The 20,588-nt window shown below is 60.5% G+C and carries 19 protein-coding genes; 2 read left to right on the top strand and 17 right to left on the bottom strand.

Annotation, left to right across the window (positions count from 1 at the left end; genetic code table 11):
* Positions 1 to 108: 108 nt before the first annotated feature.
* The 10 genes from K7431_RS20045 to ccoN (K7431_RS20000) form a co-directional block, all read right to left on the bottom strand.
* Complete coding sequence (locus K7431_RS20045; RefSeq protein ID WP_015885303.1) at positions 109 to 648, bottom strand: FixH family protein; 540 nt, start codon at positions 646 to 648, stop codon at positions 109 to 111.
* 21 nt (positions 649 to 669) lie between these two features.
* Entirely contained in the window at positions 670 to 2,097 is a 1,428-nt protein-coding gene (ccoG, locus tag K7431_RS20040) for a cytochrome c oxidase accessory protein CcoG (protein ID WP_015885302.1), read from the bottom strand.
* A gap of 338 nt (positions 2,098 to 2,435) precedes the next feature.
* Positions 2,436 to 3,413, bottom strand: a complete 978-nt coding sequence (ccoP, locus tag K7431_RS20035; protein ID WP_015885301.1) for a cytochrome-c oxidase, cbb3-type subunit III — start codon at positions 3,411 to 3,413, stop codon at positions 2,436 to 2,438.
* A complete protein-coding gene (locus K7431_RS20030; protein WP_003175465.1) occupies positions 3,410 to 3,595 on the bottom strand; it encodes a CcoQ/FixQ family Cbb3-type cytochrome c oxidase assembly chaperone in 186 nt (61 codons plus the stop codon). The genes ccoP (K7431_RS20035) and K7431_RS20030 overlap by 4 nt, the downstream gene beginning before the upstream one ends.
* A gap of 6 nt (positions 3,596 to 3,601) precedes the next feature.
* Positions 3,602 to 4,210, bottom strand: coding sequence for a cytochrome-c oxidase, cbb3-type subunit II (gene ccoO, locus K7431_RS20025; protein WP_003193167.1), 609 nt, complete (start codon positions 4,208 to 4,210; stop codon positions 3,602 to 3,604).
* Entirely contained in the window at positions 4,210 to 5,652 is a 1,443-nt protein-coding gene (gene ccoN / locus K7431_RS20020; protein ID WP_015885300.1) for a cytochrome-c oxidase, cbb3-type subunit I, read from the bottom strand. Before ccoN (K7431_RS20020) ends, ccoO (K7431_RS20025) begins: the two co-directional genes overlap by 1 nt.
* A gap of 468 nt (positions 5,653 to 6,120) precedes the next feature.
* Entirely contained in the window at positions 6,121 to 7,068 is a 948-nt protein-coding gene (ccoP, locus tag K7431_RS20015; RefSeq protein WP_015885299.1) for a cytochrome-c oxidase, cbb3-type subunit III, read from the bottom strand.
* Positions 7,065 to 7,265 (bottom strand): cbb3-type cytochrome oxidase subunit 3, encoded by a 201-nt coding sequence (locus K7431_RS20010; RefSeq protein ID WP_010208563.1) that lies wholly within the window; start codon positions 7,263 to 7,265, stop codon positions 7,065 to 7,067. The genes ccoP (K7431_RS20015) and K7431_RS20010 overlap by 4 nt, the downstream gene beginning before the upstream one ends.
* Before the next feature lie 3 nt (positions 7,266 to 7,268).
* Positions 7,269 to 7,877: a cytochrome-c oxidase, cbb3-type subunit II gene (ccoO, locus tag K7431_RS20005; RefSeq protein ID WP_017735321.1), complete on the bottom strand. Its 609-nt coding sequence runs from the start codon at positions 7,875 to 7,877 to the stop codon at positions 7,269 to 7,271.
* A gap of 10 nt (positions 7,878 to 7,887) precedes the next feature.
* The gene (gene ccoN, locus K7431_RS20000; protein WP_015885297.1) at positions 7,888 to 9,312 is read right to left on the bottom strand and encodes a cytochrome-c oxidase, cbb3-type subunit I; all 1,425 of its coding nucleotides are present in this window, start codon (positions 9,310 to 9,312) and stop codon (positions 7,888 to 7,890) included.
* A 79-nt stretch (positions 9,313 to 9,391) separates the two neighbouring features.
* Between ccoN (K7431_RS20000) and K7431_RS19995 the strand changes: the two genes are divergently transcribed.
* Positions 9,392 to 10,087 carry an alpha/beta family hydrolase gene (locus K7431_RS19995; RefSeq protein ID WP_015885296.1) on the top strand — a complete coding sequence of 232 codons (696 nt, stop codon included), beginning with the start codon at positions 9,392 to 9,394 and terminating at the stop codon, positions 10,085 to 10,087.
* 40 nt (positions 10,088 to 10,127) lie between these two features.
* On the opposite strand, the gene K7431_RS19990 is transcribed toward K7431_RS19995, so the two are convergent.
* From K7431_RS19990 to K7431_RS19975, 4 genes are all read right to left on the bottom strand, one after another.
* Entirely contained in the window at positions 10,128 to 11,693 is a 1,566-nt protein-coding gene (locus K7431_RS19990; RefSeq protein WP_015885295.1) for a methyl-accepting chemotaxis protein, read from the bottom strand.
* 73 nt (positions 11,694 to 11,766) lie between these two features.
* Positions 11,767 to 12,558 (bottom strand): CPBP family intramembrane glutamic endopeptidase, encoded by a 792-nt coding sequence (locus K7431_RS19985; RefSeq protein WP_043205737.1) that lies wholly within the window; start codon positions 12,556 to 12,558, stop codon positions 11,767 to 11,769.
* Positions 12,559 to 12,636: 78 nt separating this feature from the next.
* Positions 12,637 to 13,536: a DMT family transporter gene (locus K7431_RS19980; RefSeq protein WP_015885293.1), complete on the bottom strand. Its 900-nt coding sequence runs from the start codon at positions 13,534 to 13,536 to the stop codon at positions 12,637 to 12,639.
* Positions 13,537 to 13,588: 52 nt separating this feature from the next.
* Positions 13,589 to 15,199, bottom strand: coding sequence for a methyl-accepting chemotaxis protein (locus K7431_RS19975; RefSeq protein WP_370636142.1), 1,611 nt, complete (start codon positions 15,197 to 15,199; stop codon positions 13,589 to 13,591).
* A gap of 404 nt (positions 15,200 to 15,603) precedes the next feature.
* Between K7431_RS19975 and aceK the strand changes: the two genes are divergently transcribed.
* Positions 15,604 to 17,334, top strand: coding sequence for a bifunctional isocitrate dehydrogenase kinase/phosphatase (gene aceK / locus K7431_RS19970; protein WP_015885291.1), 1,731 nt, complete (start codon positions 15,604 to 15,606; stop codon positions 17,332 to 17,334).
* 87 nt (positions 17,335 to 17,421) lie between these two features.
* On the opposite strand, the gene K7431_RS19965 is transcribed toward aceK, so the two are convergent.
* From K7431_RS19965 to K7431_RS19955, 3 genes are all read right to left on the bottom strand, one after another.
* Complete coding sequence (locus K7431_RS19965) at positions 17,422 to 17,997, bottom strand: hypothetical protein (protein ID WP_015885290.1); 576 nt, start codon at positions 17,995 to 17,997, stop codon at positions 17,422 to 17,424.
* Between the two features lie 499 nt (positions 17,998 to 18,496).
* Positions 18,497 to 19,735 (bottom strand): hypothetical protein, encoded by a 1,239-nt coding sequence (locus K7431_RS19960; RefSeq protein ID WP_015885288.1) that lies wholly within the window; start codon positions 19,733 to 19,735, stop codon positions 18,497 to 18,499.
* A gap of 23 nt (positions 19,736 to 19,758) precedes the next feature.
* Positions 19,759 to 20,409 (bottom strand): hypothetical protein, encoded by a 651-nt coding sequence (locus K7431_RS19955; protein ID WP_043205733.1) that lies wholly within the window; start codon positions 20,407 to 20,409, stop codon positions 19,759 to 19,761.
* Between the last annotated feature and the right edge of the window lie 179 nt (positions 20,410 to 20,588).

The following is a 20,588-nucleotide window of genomic DNA, read 5'->3' as shown; positions in this document are numbered from 1 at the left end:
TGAAGTTCGGCGGTGTGTGAACTGGCGCTATCGTGGGCAAGCCCACTCCCACAGGGGACCGCGATCCAGGGGGAGCGGGCTTGGCCGCGATGCACGAAGCGCAAGTGTTTATTTTTTCAGGTCTTCGGCACCCTGCAACGGTTCATCACCCAGCAGCAAGTCCTTGTCATGGCTGACCTGTTCTTCCTCAAACATGCGCCAGGTGCGATCGCCTTCCACACCGAGCAACTCGACGAAGCGCCGGCCTTCGACCTTATCGGTGACCTGGCCGATGTAGCGGCCGGGTTCGCTGTCGCTGCGGGCCAGGTTGATCTTGCGATCCTTCTCTGGCTGGGTCGGGGAAATCAGGTTCAATTCCAGGGTGGTCGGGTTGCTGTTGCCGGTGAGGTTCACCTCGACTTCACCGGTCAGCTCATCCAGGTGCACCTTGGCGCGCAGTTGCAGGGTCTGGGCCAGCAGCTCGCGGTCCAGGGAACGGTTGATGCCTTTGCCGGCCTCGTAGTAGTTGTCGTTGACCAGGTTGTCCGGGTTATTCACCGCGATGGTCACCATGGACAAGGTCAAGGTCACCGAGCAGGCCAGGATCCCAATGATGATCCAGGGCCAGAGGTGCTTGTACCAAGGGCTTGCGGCAGTTGCTACGGACATTGTTCGGTTCTCTGTTAGCGATTAGCGGACTTGGGGGCCGATGAATCGGCTCTTGGCTTCAATGTGGACACTGGCGTCATCGGCATCGGTGAGGATGAATGTCACCTCGTTGGTGCTCGACGGCAACTGTTCCGGCGCACTCGACAGCTCAACCGGCATGCTGACGATATCGCCGGCAGCCACCTTGATTTCGCGACGGCCTTGCAGCTTGAGGTCCGGCAAGCCCGCGGCATCGAGCACGTAGGTGTGGTCGCGCTGGTCCTTGTTCATGATCTTCAGGCTGTAGACGTTTTCGATACGGCCTTCGGCGTTCTCGCGGTACAGCACACGGTCCTTGCTCACGTCGAAACCCACCAGCGAGCGCATGAAGAATGCCGCCGCCAGCAGGCCCATCATCGCCAGCAATACCAGGGCGTAACCGATCAGGCGCGGGCGCAGCTTGTGGGTTTTCTGCCCCGACAGGTTGTGCTCGGTGGTGTAGCTGATCAGGCCGCGCGGGTAGTCCATCTTGTCCATGATGTTGTCGCAGGCGTCGATACAGGCGGCGCAGCCGATGCACTCGATCTGCAGGCCGTCGCGGATGTCGATACCGGTCGGGCACACCTGCACGCACATCGTGCAATCGATGCAATCCCCCAGGCCCTGAGCCTTGTAGTCGATGCCTTTTTTGCGCGGGCCACGCACCTCGCCACGGCGTGGGTCGTAGGAAACGATCAGGGTGTCCTTGTCGAACATCACACTCTGGAAGCGCGCGTACGGACACATGTAGATGCACACTTGTTCGCGCAGCCAACCGGCGTTGCCATAGGTGGCGAGGGTGAAGAAGCCGACCCAGAAATACGACCAGCCATCGGCCTGGCCGGTGAAGAACTCGAACACCAGTTCGCGGATGGGGGAGAAGTAGCCGACAAAGGTCATGCCGGTGACAAAACCGATCAGCAACCACAGGGTGTGCTTGCTGAATTTGCGCAGGAATTTGTTGGCGCCCATCGGCGCTTTATCCAGCTTGATGCGCTGGTTGCGGTCGCCTTCGGTGACCTTTTCGCACCACATGAAGATCCATGTCCATACGCTTTGCGGGCAGGTATAACCGCACCACACGCGACCGGCATACACGGTGATAAAGAACAGGCCAAACGCCGCAACAATCAAAATACCTGAGAGCAGGATGAAGTCCTGGGGCCAGAAGGTCGCGCCAAAAATAAAGAACTTACGTTCGGGCAGATTCCACCACACGGCCTGGTGGCCACCCCAGTTCAGCCACACGGTGCCGAAGTAGAGCAGGAACAGGCCGGCACCGCCGAGCATGCGCAAATTACGGAACAGGCCGGTGAAGGCGCGGGTGTAGATTTTCTCTCGCGAGGCGTAGAGGTCGACGGTTTTACTGTCGGAACCGTTTGTGTGTTTGGCAGGCGGGGTAACGTCATGTACCGGTATCTGGTTGCTCATCATTGCATCCCACGGCGGTGGAGATTTGCCTCGGCCAGTACGTGCCAACCGGGGTCAAATGAAGGGTGTTGCAGTGGCTTAATGATACGCCCCCGATAGTACGTCAAGGGTGCGACCTTTGGTCGCGTTGGGTGAAATCAATTGATGGTGTACGTGACCTGGATCAATTGACTTGGGAAGTATGGACGGTTTTTGCCGACCCTGACCTCAAAAGTGTTGGAGGCCTTCGAATGTGGGAGGGGGCTTGCCCCCGATTGCAGTGTGTCAGCCAGAGCAACTGCTACCGACCCACCGCTATCGGGGGCAAGCCCCCTCCCACATTGCTATTGCAGCGGCTTTTATTGCTCTTCAGCCTTCTTATCCCCATGGGACAAGCTGTAAACATAGGCTGCCAGCAAGTGCACCTTGTCGTTCCCCTGCAGTTGCTCCTGCGCAGGCATCTGGCCCTGGCGGCCCCAACGGATGGTCTGTTGCAGTTGGGCGAAGCTTGAGCCGTAGATGAACGCGCCAGGGTGGGTCAGGTCGGGTGCACCCATGGCGGGCGTGCCTTTACCGGCCGGGCCGTGGCAGGCCACGCAGTTGGCGGCGAAGAGTTTTTCGCCGTTGGCCACGTCGGCTTTCACCCCTTCCGGCAGTTTGCGCCCGTCGAGGTTGGTGACGACGAACGCGGCCACATCGCTGACGCCTTGTTCCTTGAGGATATCCAGCCAGGCGGGCATCACCGCATGGCGGCCCTTCATGATGGTTTCCTTGATGGTGGCCGGGTCGCCGCCCCAACGCCAGTCGGCATCGGTCAGGTTGGGAAAGCCGTAGGCGCCCTTGGCGTCGGAACCGTGGCACACCGAGCAGTTGGAGGCGAACAGGCGGCCACCCATCTTCAAGGCTTGCGGGTCCTTGGCCACTTCTTCAATGGGCATCGACGCGAATTTGGCGAAGATCGGGCCGAACTTAGCGTCCGACCTGGCCATTTCCTTTTCCCATTCGTGCACGCCGGTCCAGCCGGTCTGGCCGTTGGCGAAGGGGGTTTGCTTGTCGTTGTCGAGGTAGTTGTAGCCCGGCAACAGGCCCTTCCAGTTGCCCAGGCCGGGGTACAGCGCGAGGTAGCCGAGGGCGAAGATGATGGTGCCGACGAACAGCATGAACCACCATTTGGGCAGCGGGTTGTCGTACTCCTCGATGCCGTCGAACGAGTGGCCGACGGTCTCGTCGGTTTGCTCGGCGCGCTGGCCCTTTCGGGTCGACAGCAGCAGCCAGGTCAGGGCGAAGATGGTACCCAGGCTGAGGACTGTGACGTACAGACTCCAGAACGTAGTCATTCTTTGTTACTCCTAGAAGCTTGCTCGACGTGCTTGATGGCTTCGGGATCATCCGCAAAAGGCAGCAAGGTCGCGTCTTCAAACTCCGACTTGCGCTTGGGGCTGAACACCCACAACGCCAGGCCGATAAAGGCCACCATCACCACAACGGTGCCCAAGCCACGAATCATCCCGATATCCATGAAGAATCACCGTTTGCTTTTGATGATGGTGCCAAGGCCTTGCAGGTAGGCCACCAATGCGTCCATTTCGGTCTTGCCCTTCACGGCTGCGGCTGCACCGGCGATGTCTTCGTCGGTGTAGGGCACGCCCAGGGTGCGCAAGACTTCCATCTTCTTCGCGGTGTCCTTGCCGTCGAGCTTGTTTTCCACGAGGAACGGGTACGCCGGCATTTTCGACTCAGGCACCACGTTGCGCGGGTTGTACAGGTGCGCACGTTGCCAGTCATCGGAGTAACGCCCGCCCACACGGGCCAGGTCCGGGCCGGTGCGCTTGGAACCCCACAGGAACGGGTGGTCCCACACGCTTTCACCGGCGACCGAGTAGTGGCCGTAGCGTTCGGTTTCGGCACGGAACGGGCGGATCATCTGCGAGTGGCAGCCGACACAACCGTTGGCGATGTAGACGTCGCGGCCTTCCAGTTCAAGCGCGGTGCGCGGCTTCATGCCTTCGACCGGTTTGTTGGTGACGTCCTGGAAAAACAGCGGAACGATCTGGGTCAAGCCGCCGATACTCACGGCGATGACCATGAAGAAGGCCAGCAGGCCGATATTCTTCTCGACTACTTCATGCTTCATCAGTGGGCTCCCACAACGGCGATCTTGGCGGCGGCTTCGGCTTCTGCAGGGTCCGAGGCACGCACGGTGCGCCAGACGTTGTAGGCCATGAACAGCATGCCGGTGGCAAAGAACGCACCGCCCAGGGCGCGGACGATATAGCCCGGGTGGCTGGCTTGCAGCGCTTCGACGAAGGAGTAGGTGAGGGTGCCGTCATCGTTGATTGCACGCCACATCAGGCCCTGGGTGATGCCGTTGACCCACATCGACGCGATGTAGAGCACGGTACCGATGGTCGCCAGCCAGAAATGCGTGTTGATCAGCCCGACGCTGTGCATCTGCACGCGGCCGAACAGTCTGGGGATCATGTGGTAGATCGCGCCGATGGAGATCATCGCGACCCAACCGAGCGCACCGGCGTGAACGTGGCCGATGGTCCAGTCGGTGTAGTGGGACAGCGAGTTGACGGTCTTGATCGCCATCATCGGCCCTTCGAAGGTCGACATGCCGTAGAACGCCAGGGATACCACGAGGAAACGCAGGATCGGGTCGGTGCGCAATTTATGCCAGGCGCCCGACAGGGTCATCATGCCGTTGATCATGCCGCCCCAGCTCGGGGCCAACAGGATGATCGACATCGCCATGCCCAGGGACTGTGCCCAATCCGGCAGCGCGGTGTAGTGCAAGTGGTGAGGACCGGCCCAGATGTACAGGGTGATCAGCGCCCAGAAATGCACGATGGACAGGCGGTACGAGTAAATAGGACGTTCGGCCTGTTTCGGCACGAAGTAGTACATCATCCCCAGGAAACCGGTGGTCAGGAAGAAACCCACGGCGTTGTGGCCGTACCACCACTGGATCATGGCGTCCGTGGCCCCGGCGTAGGCCGAGTAGGACTTGAACAGGCTCACCGGCAACGAGGCGTGGTTGACGATGTGCAGCATCGCCGTCACCAGGATAAAGGCGCCGTAGAACCAGTTGCCCACGTAGATGTGCTTGGTCTTGCGCTTGACGATGGTACCGAAGAACACCACGGCATAGGTCACCCACACGATGGCGAGCAAAATGGCGATCGGCCATTCCAGCTCGGCGTATTCCTTGGTGGTGGTGTAACCCAGCGGCAGGGTGACGATGGCGCCCAGGATGACCGCTTGCCAACCCCAGAAGGTGAAGGCCGCGAGGCTGTCGGAGATCAGTCGCGTCTGGCAGGTTCGCTGCACGACATAGTAGGAGGTGGCAAACAGTGCACATCCGCCGAAGGCGAAGATCACCAGGTTGGTGTGCAGCGGGCGCAGGCGGCCAAAGGTCGTCCATGGTAAACCGAAATTCAATTCCGGCCAAACCAGTTGCGAGGCGATGAACACCCCGAGCCCCATGCCAAGGATCCCCCAGACCACCGTCATGATGGCGAACTGGCGGACTACCTTATAGTTATAAGCAGTCGGACTGATTGCTGTGCTCATTCTAAGGTTCCACGGTTTAGGTTTTTTTATAGGTAAAATCGGCCGCAAGTATGGAGAAAGCGAGGGGCCATTGCAACGCAATGGCTGACCTGTATCAATGCGTTCCACGCCAGATTCTGCGCCCTTTCCATGTTTCGTGTAAGGATAAAATCGGAAATAGAAAGCTGATCAAGTGGACAGGATATTTATGGGGTCGCAACGTTTGTCGTTACGTACGCCAGAATCGGTCCGCTGTGCAGGGAAGCGTAGACCCGAATGGCAGGAGGGGAAAGGTGTGCTTTGGAAGGGTGTGACACTGGGTCGCACAAGAAGGTACTGCTGTGGCGAGGGAGCTTGCTGTCGTTGGACCGGGCTGGCGCTCCAGTGCGAAGCGCTGCCAAGATTTTGGGGCCGCTTCGCAGCCCAACGGGAGCAAGCTCCCTCGCCACAGGTAGAGTTGCCGCCCCAGGTTGGGGCGGCATTCAGCGGTTACTCGGGCTGGCTTTCTGGCGTTGCGCCATCAGCGTTATGGGACAAGCTATACACGTAGGCGGCCAGCAAGTGCACCTTGTCATTACCCTGTAGCACTTCCTGCGCCGGCATCTGGCCCTGGCGGCCGTGGCGGATGGTTTGCTGCAACTGCGCAAGGCTGGTGCCGTAGATGTAACCGGCCGGTTTGGTCAGGTCGGGCGCGCCCATGGCTTCCATGCCGTGGCCTTGCGGACCGTGGCAAGCGACACAGGTGGTGTTGAACGCAGTTTGGCCTGCTGCCAAGTCAGCGCTGCTGTCAGCCGGCAACGGCAGTTTGGCCACGTCGTGACGTACATAGGCGGCGACGTTTTTCACCCCTTCATCGCCGAGCATGTCACCCCAGGCCGGCATTGCTGCATGACGGCCGTTGAGAATGGTGGTCTTGATCGCCTCGGCCGAACCGCCCCAGCGCCAGATGTTATCCGCCAGATTCGGGAAGCCAAACGCACCCTTGGCGTCCGAGCCATGGCACACCGCACAGTTGGAGGCAAACAGGCGACCGCCCATCTTCAACGCTTGCGGGTCTTTGGCGACTTCTTCCACGGGCATGGCCGAGAATTTGGCGAAGATCGGCCCGAACTTGGCGTCGGCCTTGGCCATTTCCTTGTCCCATTCCTTGGTCTGGGTCCAGCCGTCTTCATAGCCCGGCAACACGCCTTTCCAGTTGCCCAGGCCCGGGTAGAGGATCAGGTAGCCGACCGCGAACACCAAGGTGCCGGCGAACAGCATGAACCACCACTGGGGCAGCGGGTTGTCGTATTCCTCGATACCGTCGAAGGCGTGGCCCATGGTCTGGTCGACGCTGCCCTTGGTCTCGCCCTTGCGGGTGCCGATCAAGAGCCAAGTCAGGCCGATCAGGCTGCCGAGGGTCAGTACGCAGATCCATGTACTCCAGAATAGGGTCATGGCCGTGTGCTCCTTATTGCAGGCTCTTCTTGAGCGTCGGATGGAGAAGGTTCATCGGCGAAGGGCAGCAGGCGCGCCTGCTCGAATTCCGCATTGCGCCGGTTGTTGAACACCCACAGCGACAGGCCGATAAAGGCGATGGCGACCACCAGCGTGCCGAGGCCGCGGATGGTGCCCGCATCGAATTCAAATCCCATGGCTCACCTCTTGCTCTTGATGGCAGTACCGAGCACTTGCAGGTACGAAACCAGCGCGTCCATCTCGGTCTTGCCCTTGAGGCTGGCGACGGCACCACTGATGTCGTCGTCTGTGTACGGCACGCCGAGGGTGCGCATCACTTTCAACTTGGTCTCGGTGTGGCTGCTGTCGACGGCGGCGGTGACCAGCCATGGGTAGGCCGGCATTTTCGACTCGGGCACGACGTTGCGCGGGTTGTACAAGTGCGCGCGGTGCCAGTCGTCCGAGTAGCGAGCGCCGACGCGCGCCAGGTCCGGACCGGTGCGCTTGGAGCCCCACAGGAACGGGTGGTCCCAGACGCTCTCGCCGGCGACCGAGTAGTGGCCGTAGCGTTCGGTCTCGGCGCGGAACGGGCGGATCATCTGCGAGTGGCACTGTACGCAGCCTTCGCGGATGTAGATGTCACGGCCTTCCAGTTGCAGCGCGGTGTAGGGCTTCATGCCTTCGACCGGCTTGTTGGTCACGTCCTGGAAGAACAGCGGGACGATCTGGGTCAGGCCGCCGATGCTCACGGCGAGCACCATGAGCAGCATCAGCAGGCCGACGTTCTTTTCAATCGTTTCGTGTTTCATCATCGACTCCTCAGGCCAGCTGCGCAGTAGTGGCGGCTTCGACGGGCTGCGCGGAACGCACGGTGCGCCAGGTGTTGTAAGCCATCAGGAACATGCCGCTGAGGAAGATGGCGCCGCCCACCAGCCGCACGATGAAGCCTGGGTGGCTGGCCACCAGGGTTTCGACGAAGGAGTAGGTCAGCGTGCCGTCTTCGTTGACCGCACGCCACATCAGGCCCTGGGCGATGCCGTTGACCCACATCGAGGCGATGTAGAGCACGGTGCCGATGGTGGCCAGCCAGAAGTGCGCGTTGATCAGGCCGAGGCTGTACATCTGCTCGCGACCGAAGATTTTCGGGATCATGTGGTACAGCGCGCCGATGGAGATCATTGCCACCCAGCCAAGGGCGCCGGCGTGGACGTGGCCGATGGTCCAGTCGGTGTAGTGGGAAAGGGCGTTGACGGTCTTGATCGCCATCATCGGGCCTTCGAAGGTCGACATGCCGTAGAACGCCAGCGACACCACCAGGAAGCGCAGGATCGGGTCGCTGCGCAATTTATGCCAGGCGCCCGACAGAGTCATCATGCCGTTGATCATGCCGCCCCAGCTCGGTGCCAGCAGCACCAGCGACATCACCATGCCCAGCGACTGTGCCCAGTCCGGCAGTGCGGTGTAGTGCAAGTGGTGCGGGCCGGCCCAGATGTACAGGGTAATCAGCGCCCAGAAGTGCACGATGGACAAGCGATACGAATACACCGGACGCTCGGCCTGCTTGGGCACGAAGTAGTACATCATCCCCAGGAAGCCGGCTGTGAGGAAAAAGCCTACTGCGTTATGCCCGTACCACCACTGCACCATGGCATCCGTCGCACCGCCATAGAGGGAGTAGGACTTGGTCAGGCTGACCGGGATTTCCAGGTTGTTAACGATATGCAGGATGGCCACGGTGATGATGAACGCACCGAAGAACCAGTTGCCGACGTAGATGTGCTTGGTGTTGCGCTTGGCCACGGTGCCAAAGAACACAATGGCGTAAGCCACCCACACGATGGTGATCAGGATGTCGATCGGCCATTCCAGCTCGGCGTATTCCTTGGAGCTGGTGTAGCCCAGCGGCAAGGAAATGGCGGCCAAGAGAATGACCAACTGCCAGCCCCAGAAGCAGAACGCGGCGATCTTCGGCGCGAACAGCTGGGTTTGGCAGGTGCGTTGTACCGAGTAGAAGGAGCTGGCGAACAACGCGCAGCCACCGAAGGCGAAGATCACCGCGTTGGTGTGCAGCGGGCGCAGGCGTCCGAAGCTGGTCCACGGCAAATCGAAGTTGAGTGCAGGCCAGACCAATTGGGCCGCGAGAAAAACCCCGAGCCCCATGCCGACGATGCCCCACACCACCGTCATAATGGCGAATTGGCGGACCACCTTGTAGTTATAGGCGGTACTTAAAGTAGTGTTCATGGTTCCCCATCCACGGTTCAACCCAAGCAGATGCGGCACTTGGGCTGGAGTTATAGGCAGACTAAAAAGCGAGGCAAGCATGGGCAAAGAGCACAAGGCCAGTATTGACGGGGATCAATGGGCGCAGTGTGTGCGCGAACGCGGCGGGTTGTGGGATGCCGCGTCGACTGCCGCGAAGGGCACGCCAGTGACGCTGATCCTGGCCCACGGTGCCGGCGCACCGATGGACTCAGCCTTCATGAACGACATGGCTGCGCGCCTTGCCGGGCATGGCGTGAACGTGTTGCGCTTCGAGTTTCCCTACATGGCCCAGCGCCGTGTGGACGGTGGCAAACGTCCGCCGAACCCGGCGCCCAAACTGCTGGAAGCCTGGCGTGAGGTGTATGCCGAGGTGCGACGTCATGTCGCTGGGAAACTGGCCGTTGGTGGCAAGTCGATGGGCGGGCGCATGGCGAGTTTATTGGCCGATGAATTAGGCGCCGATGCACTGGTGTGCCTGGGGTATCCGTTCTATGCGGTGGGTAAGCCGGAAAAGCCACGGGTCGAGCATTTGGCCGGGTTGAAGACGCCGACGTTGATCGTGCAGGGCGAGCGGGATGCGCTGGGCAATCGGGCGGCGGTGGAGGGGTATGAATTATCGCCGAGCATCGAGATGATGTGGCTGGTGGCAGGGGATCATGACTTGAAGCCGTTGAAGGCGTCGGGGTTCAGTCATGAGCAGCATCTGGAGGCTGCGGCGGTGCGGGTTTCTAGCTTTCTTAGAGCGCTTGAGTGAAACCTGTGGCGAGGGAGCAAGCTCCCTCGCCACAGTGTATTTACCGGTTAAAACGCTCGACCAGGGAGTACTGGGTATTGGCGGTATGCGTCAATTCTTCACTCAACTGCGCCGAGTTCAGCGCCTGTTCCGAAGTCTGGTCGGCCAACAGCGCAATGGTGCTGATGTTACGACTGATCTCTTCGGCCACCGAGCTTTGCTCTTCGGTGGCAGCGGCGATCTGCGTGGTCATGTCGGTGATATGCGCTACCGCCTCACTGATGCCCACCAACGCCTGATCCGCTTCCATTACCCGCGCCACGCCTTCTTCGGCCTGGCGATGCCCGGCGTCCATGGTTTGCACGGCGGCGGCGGCGGTTTGCTGCAGCTTGGCGATCAAGGCGTGGATTTGCCCGGTCGATTCCGCGGTGCGCTGCGCCAGTTGACGGACTTCGTCGGCAACGACCGCAAACCCACGGCCCATCTCACCGGCACGCGCCGCCTCAATGGCGGCGTTGAGCGCCAGCAGGTTGGTCTGGTCGGCAATGCCTTTGATCACATCGACCACGCCGCCGATTTCATCGCTGTCCTTGGCCAGTTGCGTGACGGTCACGCCAGTCTCGCCCACCGCGACAGACAGGCGCTGGATCGCCTCGCGGGTTTCCCCGGCGATGTCGCGGCCACGGCCGGTCAGGCGGTTGGCTTCCTGGGTGGCGTCGGCCGTGCGCTGCACGTGGCTGGCGACTTCCTGGGTGGTGGCCGCCATCTGGTTGACCGCCGTGGCCACCTGTTCGGTTTCCACGCGCTGGCGTTCCAGGCCGCTGGAGCTGTTATGCGCCAGGGTGTTGGACTGCGCGGCCTGGTCGTTGAGGTGTTCGGCGGTGTCCTGCAAGCGCGTGAGACAGGTCTTAAGACGCGCCTCCTGGCTAAGGATCGACATCTCCAGGCGCGCCTGGGCGCCACGGCTGTCGGTGTACATCTGCGCGATCAACGGGTCGGAAGTGGTCTGCTCGGCCAGGCGCAGCAAACGCTTGAGACCGCGCTGTTGCCAGCTCAGGCCGAGCAGGCCCAACGGCACCGACAACCCTGCCGCCAGGGCAAAGCCCCAGTGGGAGTTGAGTGACGCACCGATCATGAAGCTCAACTGGCTCACCAGGATAAACGGCAGCCAGTCCTGCAACACCGGCAGCCACTTATCGCGTTGGGGAATTGCCGACTTGCCTTGATTGATGCGTTGGTAGAGCGCTTCGGCGCGGCGGATCTGCTCGGCGGTGGGCTTGATGCGCACCGATTCGTAGCCGACCACCTGGTTGCCTTCGAAAACCGGCGTCACGTAGGCGTTAACCCAATAGTGATCACCGGTCTTGCAGCGATTCTTGACAATGCCCATCCATGGCAAGCCTTGTTTGAGCGTCGACCACATATGCGCGAAGACCGCGCCCGGCACATCCGGGTGACGCACCAGGTTGTGCGGGGCACGCACCAGTTCGTCGCGGGAGAACCCACTGATCTCGACAAAGGCGTCGTTGCAGTAGGTGATCACGCCTTTGGCATCGGTGGTGGAGATCAACCGTTGCTGAGCGGGGAAGGTACGTTCGCGCTGGGTAACGGGTTGGTTATTACGCATGGTTGTTCAATCCGCAAGGCTTTCAAGGGTTGTCGGCCGGAAAACGCTTTTATTTAACTTAATTTTGCAACAATCACCCGGCCAGCATCGGGTAGGTAAACAACCCGAAGTGAAGCAGATTCAAACCAAAGTGCGTGGCAACCGCCGCGCCCAGGCCACCAAAGCGATAAGCCAAGCCATACCCCACGCCGGCGATGCTCGCCAGCAGCACCCAGTGCCAGCCCGCCCCGATGTGCACCAGGCCGAACACGAGCGATGCCAGCAACAAGGCGAGGTTCTCGCCGTAAGGCAGGTGTTTGAAGCGTCGGCTCAAGCCGCCCTGTACATAGCCCCGGAACAAGGCCTCTTCCACCAGGGTCACCAATAGCAGGTTATTGAGGACCCACAGCCACGCCTGTTCCGGCCATTTCGGCGCCCAACTGATCACACCCAGCAAGGTGGCGCCGCCCAGCGCGGCGATGGCGGTGAGGGTCAGGGCCAGGGCGGCCACGCAGATCGACAGGCGCAGCGAGCGCCGCGCCACGATCCACGGGCAGGCCAGCAACAGCCAGAAGCCAATCAGCGGCTTGTCCTGGTTCAAGTACATCGAGAAGGGCACGGCATCGTCGGTGAAACGCTGCGGGGCAATGCCACGCCCATTGTAGAAACCCGGCAGCCAATGCATCGCCAGGCTCAGGGCCAGTACGATAAACAGTCCGTGGCCGAGGTAGCGCGCCCAGGGCGTACGTTGCTGGCGGACCGCGTAGCCGGCGATCAGCAGCAGCGCGATGGACACGCCCGCCAGGATCCCCAGTTGCCCGTAGATCAAGGCCAGCAGATAGCCGATGGAAAGAAGCGCCAGGTACAGCCAGGGCAATGCGATCATGGGGAGTCCTTGGAAAAATCTGGGCGGCATTATAGCGAGCCGTCCCAGGGGGCCACATGAAAACTCCGGCAAGCCCGCTCACCCCAAACGCGCTGACAGTTTCTTCGGACGTAACACCAACCACAACGCTCCCGCGATCAATACCCCGCCATACAGGTGCGCCATCGACAACGGCTCATCCAGCAGCAACGCGCCCCACAGCACGCCGAACGGCGGGATCATGAAGGTCACGGTCATCGACTTCACCGGCCCGATGGCGGTCAGCAGGCGGAAGTACAGGATGTAGGCAAACGCCGTGCACACCAGGCCCAACCCCAGCAGCGACAACCACACCTGCCACCCACCCCAACTGGCGGGCGGCTGGCTGACGGCGCTGTAAGCGAAGAACGGTAACAGGAACAAGGTGGCGCCGAGCATGCTGCCCAGGGCAGAGAGGCGGCTGTCCAGCCCTCCGCGCTGATCCAACCAGCGCCGTGCGAGGAACCCGGCAAAGCCGTAACAGGTGGTCGCCAGCAAACACGCGAGCGCGCCCATCAGCAATTCCAGGTCAAACGCCACGGGCCCCGCGCGGGTCAGCACGCCCACGCCCAACAGGCCCAGGCAGACGCCGGCGACTTTCGACGGGGTCAGGCGCTCGCTGAAAAACAGCCCGCCGATCAATACGCCCATCAACGGCGTGGTGGCGTTGAAAATCGCCGAGTAACCCGCCGGCAGCACTTGGGCGGCCACCGAATACATCGTCGCCGGGATTCCGGAGTTGATCACCCCCAAGAGCAACACCGTCTTGAACTTGCCCTGGAAGTCCCATTTCACCCGCATGGCCGCCAGGATCACCAGCAACCCGGCGGCGGCAATCGACACGCGGAAAAACGCCGTCGGTAGCGTGCCGATCTCCGGCGCGATGATGCGCATGAACAGGAAGCTCGCCCCCCAAATGGCGGCGAGCCCCAGCAAGTACAAGGTGTCCACAGGTCTCACGGAAAACTCCCCTATCAATAAGGCGGCGAGTGTTGCACGCCGCTTTCATTGATTACAGGACAAACCGCGTCACCAACCCATTCAAATCCACCGCCAAGCGCGACAACTCCTGACTGGCTGCCGAAGTCTGGGTGGCGCCGGCGGCGGTCTGGGTAGACAGGTCGCGGATGTTGACCAGGCTGCGGTCGACGTCGCGCGCCACCAGCGCCTGCTGCTCGGCGGCGCTGGCGATCACCAGGTTGCGCTGGCTGATCTGCGAGATGGCGGCGGTGATTTTTTCCAGCGCGCTGCCGGCGCTGTTGGCGCGTTGCAGAGTTTGGCCGGCGTGATCGGCGCTGCTGTTGAGGGCTTCGACGGTGTCTTGGGTGCCGCGCTGGATACCGACGATCATCTGCTCGATTTCTTCGGTGGAGTCCTGGGTGCGTTGCGCCAGGGAGCGCACCTCATCCGCCACCACCGCAAAACCACGCCCGGCCTCACCCGCGCGGGCGGCTTCAATCGCCGCGTTGAGCGCCAGCAGGTTGGTTTGCCCGGCGATGCCGCGGATCACTTCCAGCACCTTGCTGATGTCCTGGGCCTGCACCGCCAGGCCTTCGGCCTTGTTCGACGCACCGAGCACTTCGTCCACCAGGTTCTGGATCGAGCTGATGGTTTCGCTGATCTGGTAGTGACCGTGCTTGCTGTCCTCGTCGGAAGCCTGGGACGCCTCGGCGCTGGACACCGCATTGCCGGCGACTTCGTCCACCGCCGCGCTCATTTCGGTGACGGCCGTGGCCGCCTGTTCGATCTCATCGTTCTGCGCCTGCAGGCCACGGGTGCTTTGTTCCATCACCGAACTCATCTCTTCGGCAGCCGACGCCAGTTGTTGCGCCGACTCGCTGATGCCGCGGATGGTGCCTTGCAGCTGCGACTGCATGGTGGCCAGGGCGGTGAGCAACTGGGCGGGTTCGTCCTTGCCGCTGACGGCGATCGGCTGGCTCAGGTCGCCGCCGGCAATGGTGCGTGCCACGTTCAGTGCCTGGCCGAGCGGGGCGGTGATGCTACGGGTCAGCAGCCACGCCAGCAGCAAGGTGGCGATCAGTGCGACGACGATGATCAGGCCGACAATCCACTGCGCACTGGCGTACATCTGCGCCGCTGCATCTGCCGCGGCCTCGACGCCGTTCTGGTTGAACACGATCAGGTCTTCCAGGCTCTGGTTGAGCACTGTGCCCTGGGGGGCGAGGCGGCTGGTGAGCAGGTCGATGGCGTCTTGCTGTTGATCCTTGTCCACCAGGGCGACCATCTGGGTCACGATGCTGAGGTAGGTGGCCACATTGGCTTTCAACTTATTCAGCAGCTCGCGCTCGCCATCACTGCTCAGCATTGTTTCCTGGCGGTCCAGCAGCCCTTGCAGTTCGCCGCGATGGCGGGTGAGGAGGGCTTTGCTGGTATCGCGCACCCGTGATTCGTCGGTGGTCGCCAAGCGCAGCGCCTCCAGGCGGATGCTGGCCACATAGGCCGCGCTGTCGTGGATGTTCTCGATGCTCGGCATCCATGACTGTTCGATGACCAGCGCACTTTGCCGCAGCTTGGCCATCTGGCCCAGGCCGAACATCCCGACAATTACCAGCAAGCTGGCCAAAACCGCAAAACTCAGACTGGCACGCAGACCGATCTTCATGTTCCTCAATGACATCTCAATGCTCCTTAGGCGATTAGAACCTGTTCCCGGATCGGTCTTCTGACCTTGTTAGGGTGGGAGAGGGCGCGCTGTATATCAAAGTGCCATCAAGGTAGTAATCAGGGTTTCCCTTAGTTGGATCCAACGCTCTAAGAGGTTCATCAAGACCAGCGCGGCGGGCCCTTTGCCTGCCTCAACCTTCCAAGCCCCAGGGTTGCAGGCGTGCAGGTAAAACTCGCGATAACTCACAGGTGTATTTATTGACCGGATGGTCGAATTTAAAAATTGCAAATAAATGTACGAAATTAACGAACTTGTACAAGCTGGCGAAAAAAATGACCCTTCTCCTGTTTCCGTACACTGGCTAAGCTCAGGGGCTCCAGATGCTCGTCGAGGTTTCCCGCATGTCGCCTTCCGCCCGCGCTATCGCCCAGATGATCCTCGATGGCTTCGACGATTACCGTGAACACTTCCGCCAGATCACCGATGGCGCCCGCGAGCGTTTTGAAAAGGCCCAGTGGCAACTAGCCCAGGCCGCATCAGCGGCGCGGATCAACCTCTATGAAGAGAAGGTCAATGAAGTGACCGCGCGTCTGCATGAGCACTTCGATGACGCCACATTGCTCGACATTGATGCGTGGCCCGTGGTGAAAAGCGCCTACATCGGCCTGATCGACCTGCGCTTCGACGATGAGCTGTCCGAAACCTGGTACAACTCGATCTTCTGCGGCCTGTTCAGCCACGACCTGATCAGCGACGGTTGCATGTTTATCCACACCACGCGGCCCAGCCTGCGCCGGGCACGGGCCGCGCAGACGCGCACCTACACGCCCGCCGGGAACATCCCGCAGATGCTCGCGCAGGTGTTTGCCGACTACCGCTTCAGCGAACCCTATGCGGACCTGGTAGCCGACCTGCGCCGCCTCGAAGTCCAGCTGCGGGAAAACCTGCCGGACTGGGTGTGCAAGGACCCGGACCTCAAGGTCGAGCTGTTTTCTTCGGTGCTCTACCGCAATAAAGGCGCCTACCTTGTAGGACGCATCTACACCCGCGACGAACAATGGCCGCTGGTCATCCCGCTGCTGCACCGCGAAGGCCAGGGCATCCAGATCGATGCGCTGATCACCGACGAAGCCGAAGTGTCGATCATCTTCTCGTTCACCCGTTCCTACTTCATGGTCGACGTGCCGGTACCGGCGGAGTTCATTGGCTTTCTCAAGCGCATTTTGCCGGGCAAGCATATTGCCGAGCTGTACACCTCGATTGGTTTCTACAAGCACGGCAAGTCGGAGTTCTACCGCGCGCTGATCAACCACCTGGCGACCACCGACGATCAGTTCATCATGGCCCCCGGTGTGCGCGGCATGGTCATGAGCGTATTCACCCTGCCGGGCTTCAACACGGTGTTCAAGATCATCAAGGACCGCTTTTCGCCGTCGAAAAACGTCAACCGCGCCACGGTGATCGAGAAATACCGCCTGGTCAAAAGCGTCGACCGCGTTGGGCGCATGGCCGATACCCAGGAGTTCGCCGACTTCCGTTTTCCCCTGAGCAAGTTTGAACCGCAGTGCCTAGCCGAGCTGTTGGAAGTGGCCGCCGGCACCGTCGAAGTGGAAGGCGATACCGTGCTTATCCGTCACTGCTGGACCGAGCGGCGCATGACCCCGCTCAACCTCTACCTCGACAACGCCAACCCCGCCCAAGTGCGCGAAGCCCTGGAAGACTACGGCTTGGCGATCAAGCAACTGGCGGCGGCGAATATTTTCCCCGGTGACATGCTGCTGAAGAACTTCGGCGTCACCCGTCACGGCCGCGTGGTGTTCTACGACTACGATGAAATCTGCTTTCTCACCGAAGCCAACTTCCGTCACATCCCCGCACCGCGCACCCCCGAGGATGAAATGGCCTCCGAGCCCTGGTATTCCATCGGCCCGCTGGATGTGTTCCCCGAGGAGTTCCCGCCGTTCCTGTTCGCCGACGCCGGCCAACGCAAGCTGTTCGATGAGCTGCATGGCGAGTTGTACAACGCCGATTACTGGAAGGGCCTGCAGGCCGCGATTCGGGCGGGGAAGGTCATTGATGTGTTTCCGTATCGGCGCAAGGACCCGCAGGATGAAGGGGGGCTGTCGACGTGATCGCGGAGGGCATTGCCCACTGGCTGACGGCGGGTGTGCTGCAGTCAGCCAGGGTTGACGGTCGATGGTCGCCAATGACGATGAACGCTAGGCGCCTTCTTTGCGATTTTCTTTGCGGATGTCTTTGAGCCAGGGTTGGCCCTTGCCCAGCGTAGTCAATGTGTCTGTTACGTTGGAGGCGCGGTTTCTGTCAGTAGGGTTGGAGCCACGGGTCTGTACGTCCCGGGCTTGCTTGTAGAGGGACCCCATTTCTTTATTGAATGCCTTATCGGTTTTTTTGTTCTCCCGGTAATCGTTGAATTGGTTGATCGGGTTTTTGCTTCCGGGGCTGACCTCAAGCTTTTTGATCCGTTGTTCCAACAGATTGATAGGGGGTTGGTAGGACGTTTTTGGAAGCGCGGGTGTCGGGAAGTCGACGGGGAGTTTTTCCAGTGCGTCCTTGGTCTTTTTCAGTTGATCGAGTTCTTTTTGCCTGGAGGGGCTCATGGCGGAGTAGGGCTGTTTATCCAGCAGCGGCGCCGATGCGCCAGTGTTGCTTGAACCTTGCATCCAAGAGCTTTGTGTCGAATGGGGTTGAGGCGCAACGTCCTGATGCTTGGTGGCGTATCGGTCTGAGTAATTGTTGGCGCTGCTGTTGGCATAGCGGTCGATGGGTAATGGCATACGAAATCCTTAAGTCACAGTAACGTGTTGAATGGGGCTTAACCGCTGTATTAAGGGCTGTCCATGAAGTTCGTTCCCCGAATGGCGCGGCTTATCGCGTGGAAGTTCGCGATCCTGGTCGCCGTCAGGTTGGTTGCAGGTTCCGACGACTCCCGGTTGTCGGGCGAAGACGATGGCTGCTGTGTATAGGCCGGAGGGAACTCGTATCTGGGAGGGGGCTGCGACTCGTGCGAGCGCGGTTGAGCCTGCATGGCAGCTGAATAGCTCGGCAGGTTGGGGGAGGAAACAGGGGCGTCGATGGGCATAAAGCCTCCGTATCAGGTTGGAATATCCTGGTTGTCCAGACCTCTCTGGATGACTTATTGGGCGCCGGCCAGCGCTTACGGAAAATCGGACTTTTGCTTTTCAACCGTCGGATGAACTGGTCATTTTTTGTAGTCAGAATCTCTGTGGAGTAGCCCCATAAGTCTTTTGCCTACCTGGGTTCATCCCGGCAACGTTAGGGAAGGGACGTGGTTATGTGGTGAATGGCCAGGTGGCTTCTGAGGTCGGTGTAGAGGGTGTGCAGATCGGTATTCAGTTCAGCAATCAGCGCCCGCTGTTTGTTGTCGTCTTTAAGCTGACGGATGGCGGCATGTTTGACATGGGTGTTGTTGGCCGACTGAATCAACGCTTTGAACGCCTGGCGATCCTTGGCGCTGCCGGCTTGCTCCGTGCGGGGAACGGTGTTCAGTTGCACAAAGGCATGTTCGATAACCGCCAGCTCCAGTTTGATTCGCTGATTATTCGGCGAGGTTAAAATCAGCATGGGGTCCATGCCTGCCTCCGAACTGCCATCAAGCCTGCCGTTACGCCAGGCATCGCGTAAATTCGCCAGGGCATTGCGCGCCGCGTTCACCGCTTGTGGCGACAGTTTTTCTCCCACGCCGTTGCGGTGGGCGGTTTCGAGCGTGCGCTCCAGTCGGTGGAGTGTCAGTTCCACCGGTGCCGATTGATGGTTGCGCTCAAGATTCTGCTCCAAGCGTTTACGCTCCGGGGTGAGGCCAACGGTGGTGGTGAATTGACTGCTGCCTTTCAGGCGCCCCGTTGCCCAGGCGTTGCGGTATTCGGTCAGGGCGTTACGTTGCTTGATAAAGATCTCTTCTTCGACTTGAGACAACGGGTGCGGTTGTTGCTTGATGTGAGCATCCAGCAGGCCCGTCTCCTTATCCAGGGCGTTGACGTGTTTGACGGCCTGTTTCAGGTCTTGCGCGGTCAACCTGCTGTTCAGCGGTGCAGGTAGCAGGACGTGGAGGGTGATCGGGTCCAACTCACTGGACGCTGGAGGGGTGGCGGCCGCCCATGCGGCGCGTCGATCCAGCAGGGCGTTGCGTGCTTCCATGCGGGTTGCCAGTTGCTCATTGCGTTGCGCAAGTGCTTGCAGGGGTGTGTTTGCATCCGGTTGCAGGGCAAAGCGTTTGCGGCTTTCCTGGTCGAAGGCCTCAAGCGCCGCGTCGAGCCTTGAAACGTGCATCCAGGCTTGAAGTTGATGCCCTTTTTCCTGTGGCGCACTTTCCGGCATTCGACTGATGGGGCGAAGCAATGCGTGTTCGAGGTTGCGGGTGTTCCCGAGCAGGTGACTGTGCCCTTGATCGACCAGGCTTTTAACCACGGCGCCCTGGATAAAGTGGGTTTGTTGTACCAGCCGGCCCAGGGTGGCGCCGGACTCGGGGGGTGAAAACGGTGTGGGTCTGATCACAGGGGCTTCTCCGGGTGATGGCTTCAGATTCGAGAATTTTTCAGGCCTTCAACCAACCTGTAGACGTCTACCAGAATGTGGTCTGCGTTCAGTGGGTCGGTCAGGTACTTATCCCGGTACTCCGTTTTTGCAACATCCCACAGGTTGTTTATCAATGCTTTCAAAGCGTCCTCCTGCAGTGTTCGCGGGACGGGAGCGCAATGATTGGCCAATTGCGTGCCTATCCGTGATGACCCCGCAAATGCGCCAGCGGCCCAGGCAGACCTGAGCTGATCCAACTTGCGACAAAGCGTCACCACGGTTTGTAAGTCGATGGACGTTCCGCCCTGCTGATCACGCTCCAGCAACAGCGTGCCTAATTGCTCGGCCTGTTCGAGCACATGGTTGAGGCGGTCCACATGCTTCACCGCCTGCGCCAGCGCCCTGCCTGATAGGCTGGGTGAAAAACTCACTGGATCCTCGTCGATGGAGGGGGTGTTTCCAACCTGTTCAGGCAGGGGGCTGTCCCTGCCCATGGCTTGCCAGTAAGTCGGCGCAAGAGACGACGGCCGTCGAGATTCGAGCTGCCTGACCGAATCCGGATGCGTATCTTCGGCGTACATGCCCAACGTATCGACGTAGGTCTGGGCAGCACGTGCGCGCGGCTCCAAGGCAGGATCCTGCTCCGTGTACATGGGGGCCGCATGCGAGGTCCATGTCGTTGAGAGGGGGGGCAAATTATCTGTTGGGCTTGGCATGACGTTTTTCCGGTGCGGGCAGCGTTGGGCATGAAGGGAGGCGTTTTTTGCGTGCCGCAGTAGAGCGCGCCGGGTCATGGGCAAGCCATATAGAAAACCCTGATGGTTGCGTGCGA

It is taken from the genome of Pseudomonas fluorescens group sp. (assembly GCF_020093335.1).
In the GTDB taxonomy this organism is placed as follows: domain Bacteria; phylum Pseudomonadota; class Gammaproteobacteria; order Pseudomonadales; family Pseudomonadaceae; genus Aquipseudomonas; species Aquipseudomonas petroselini.
This window is presented reverse-complemented; position numbering and strand designations above follow the sequence as displayed.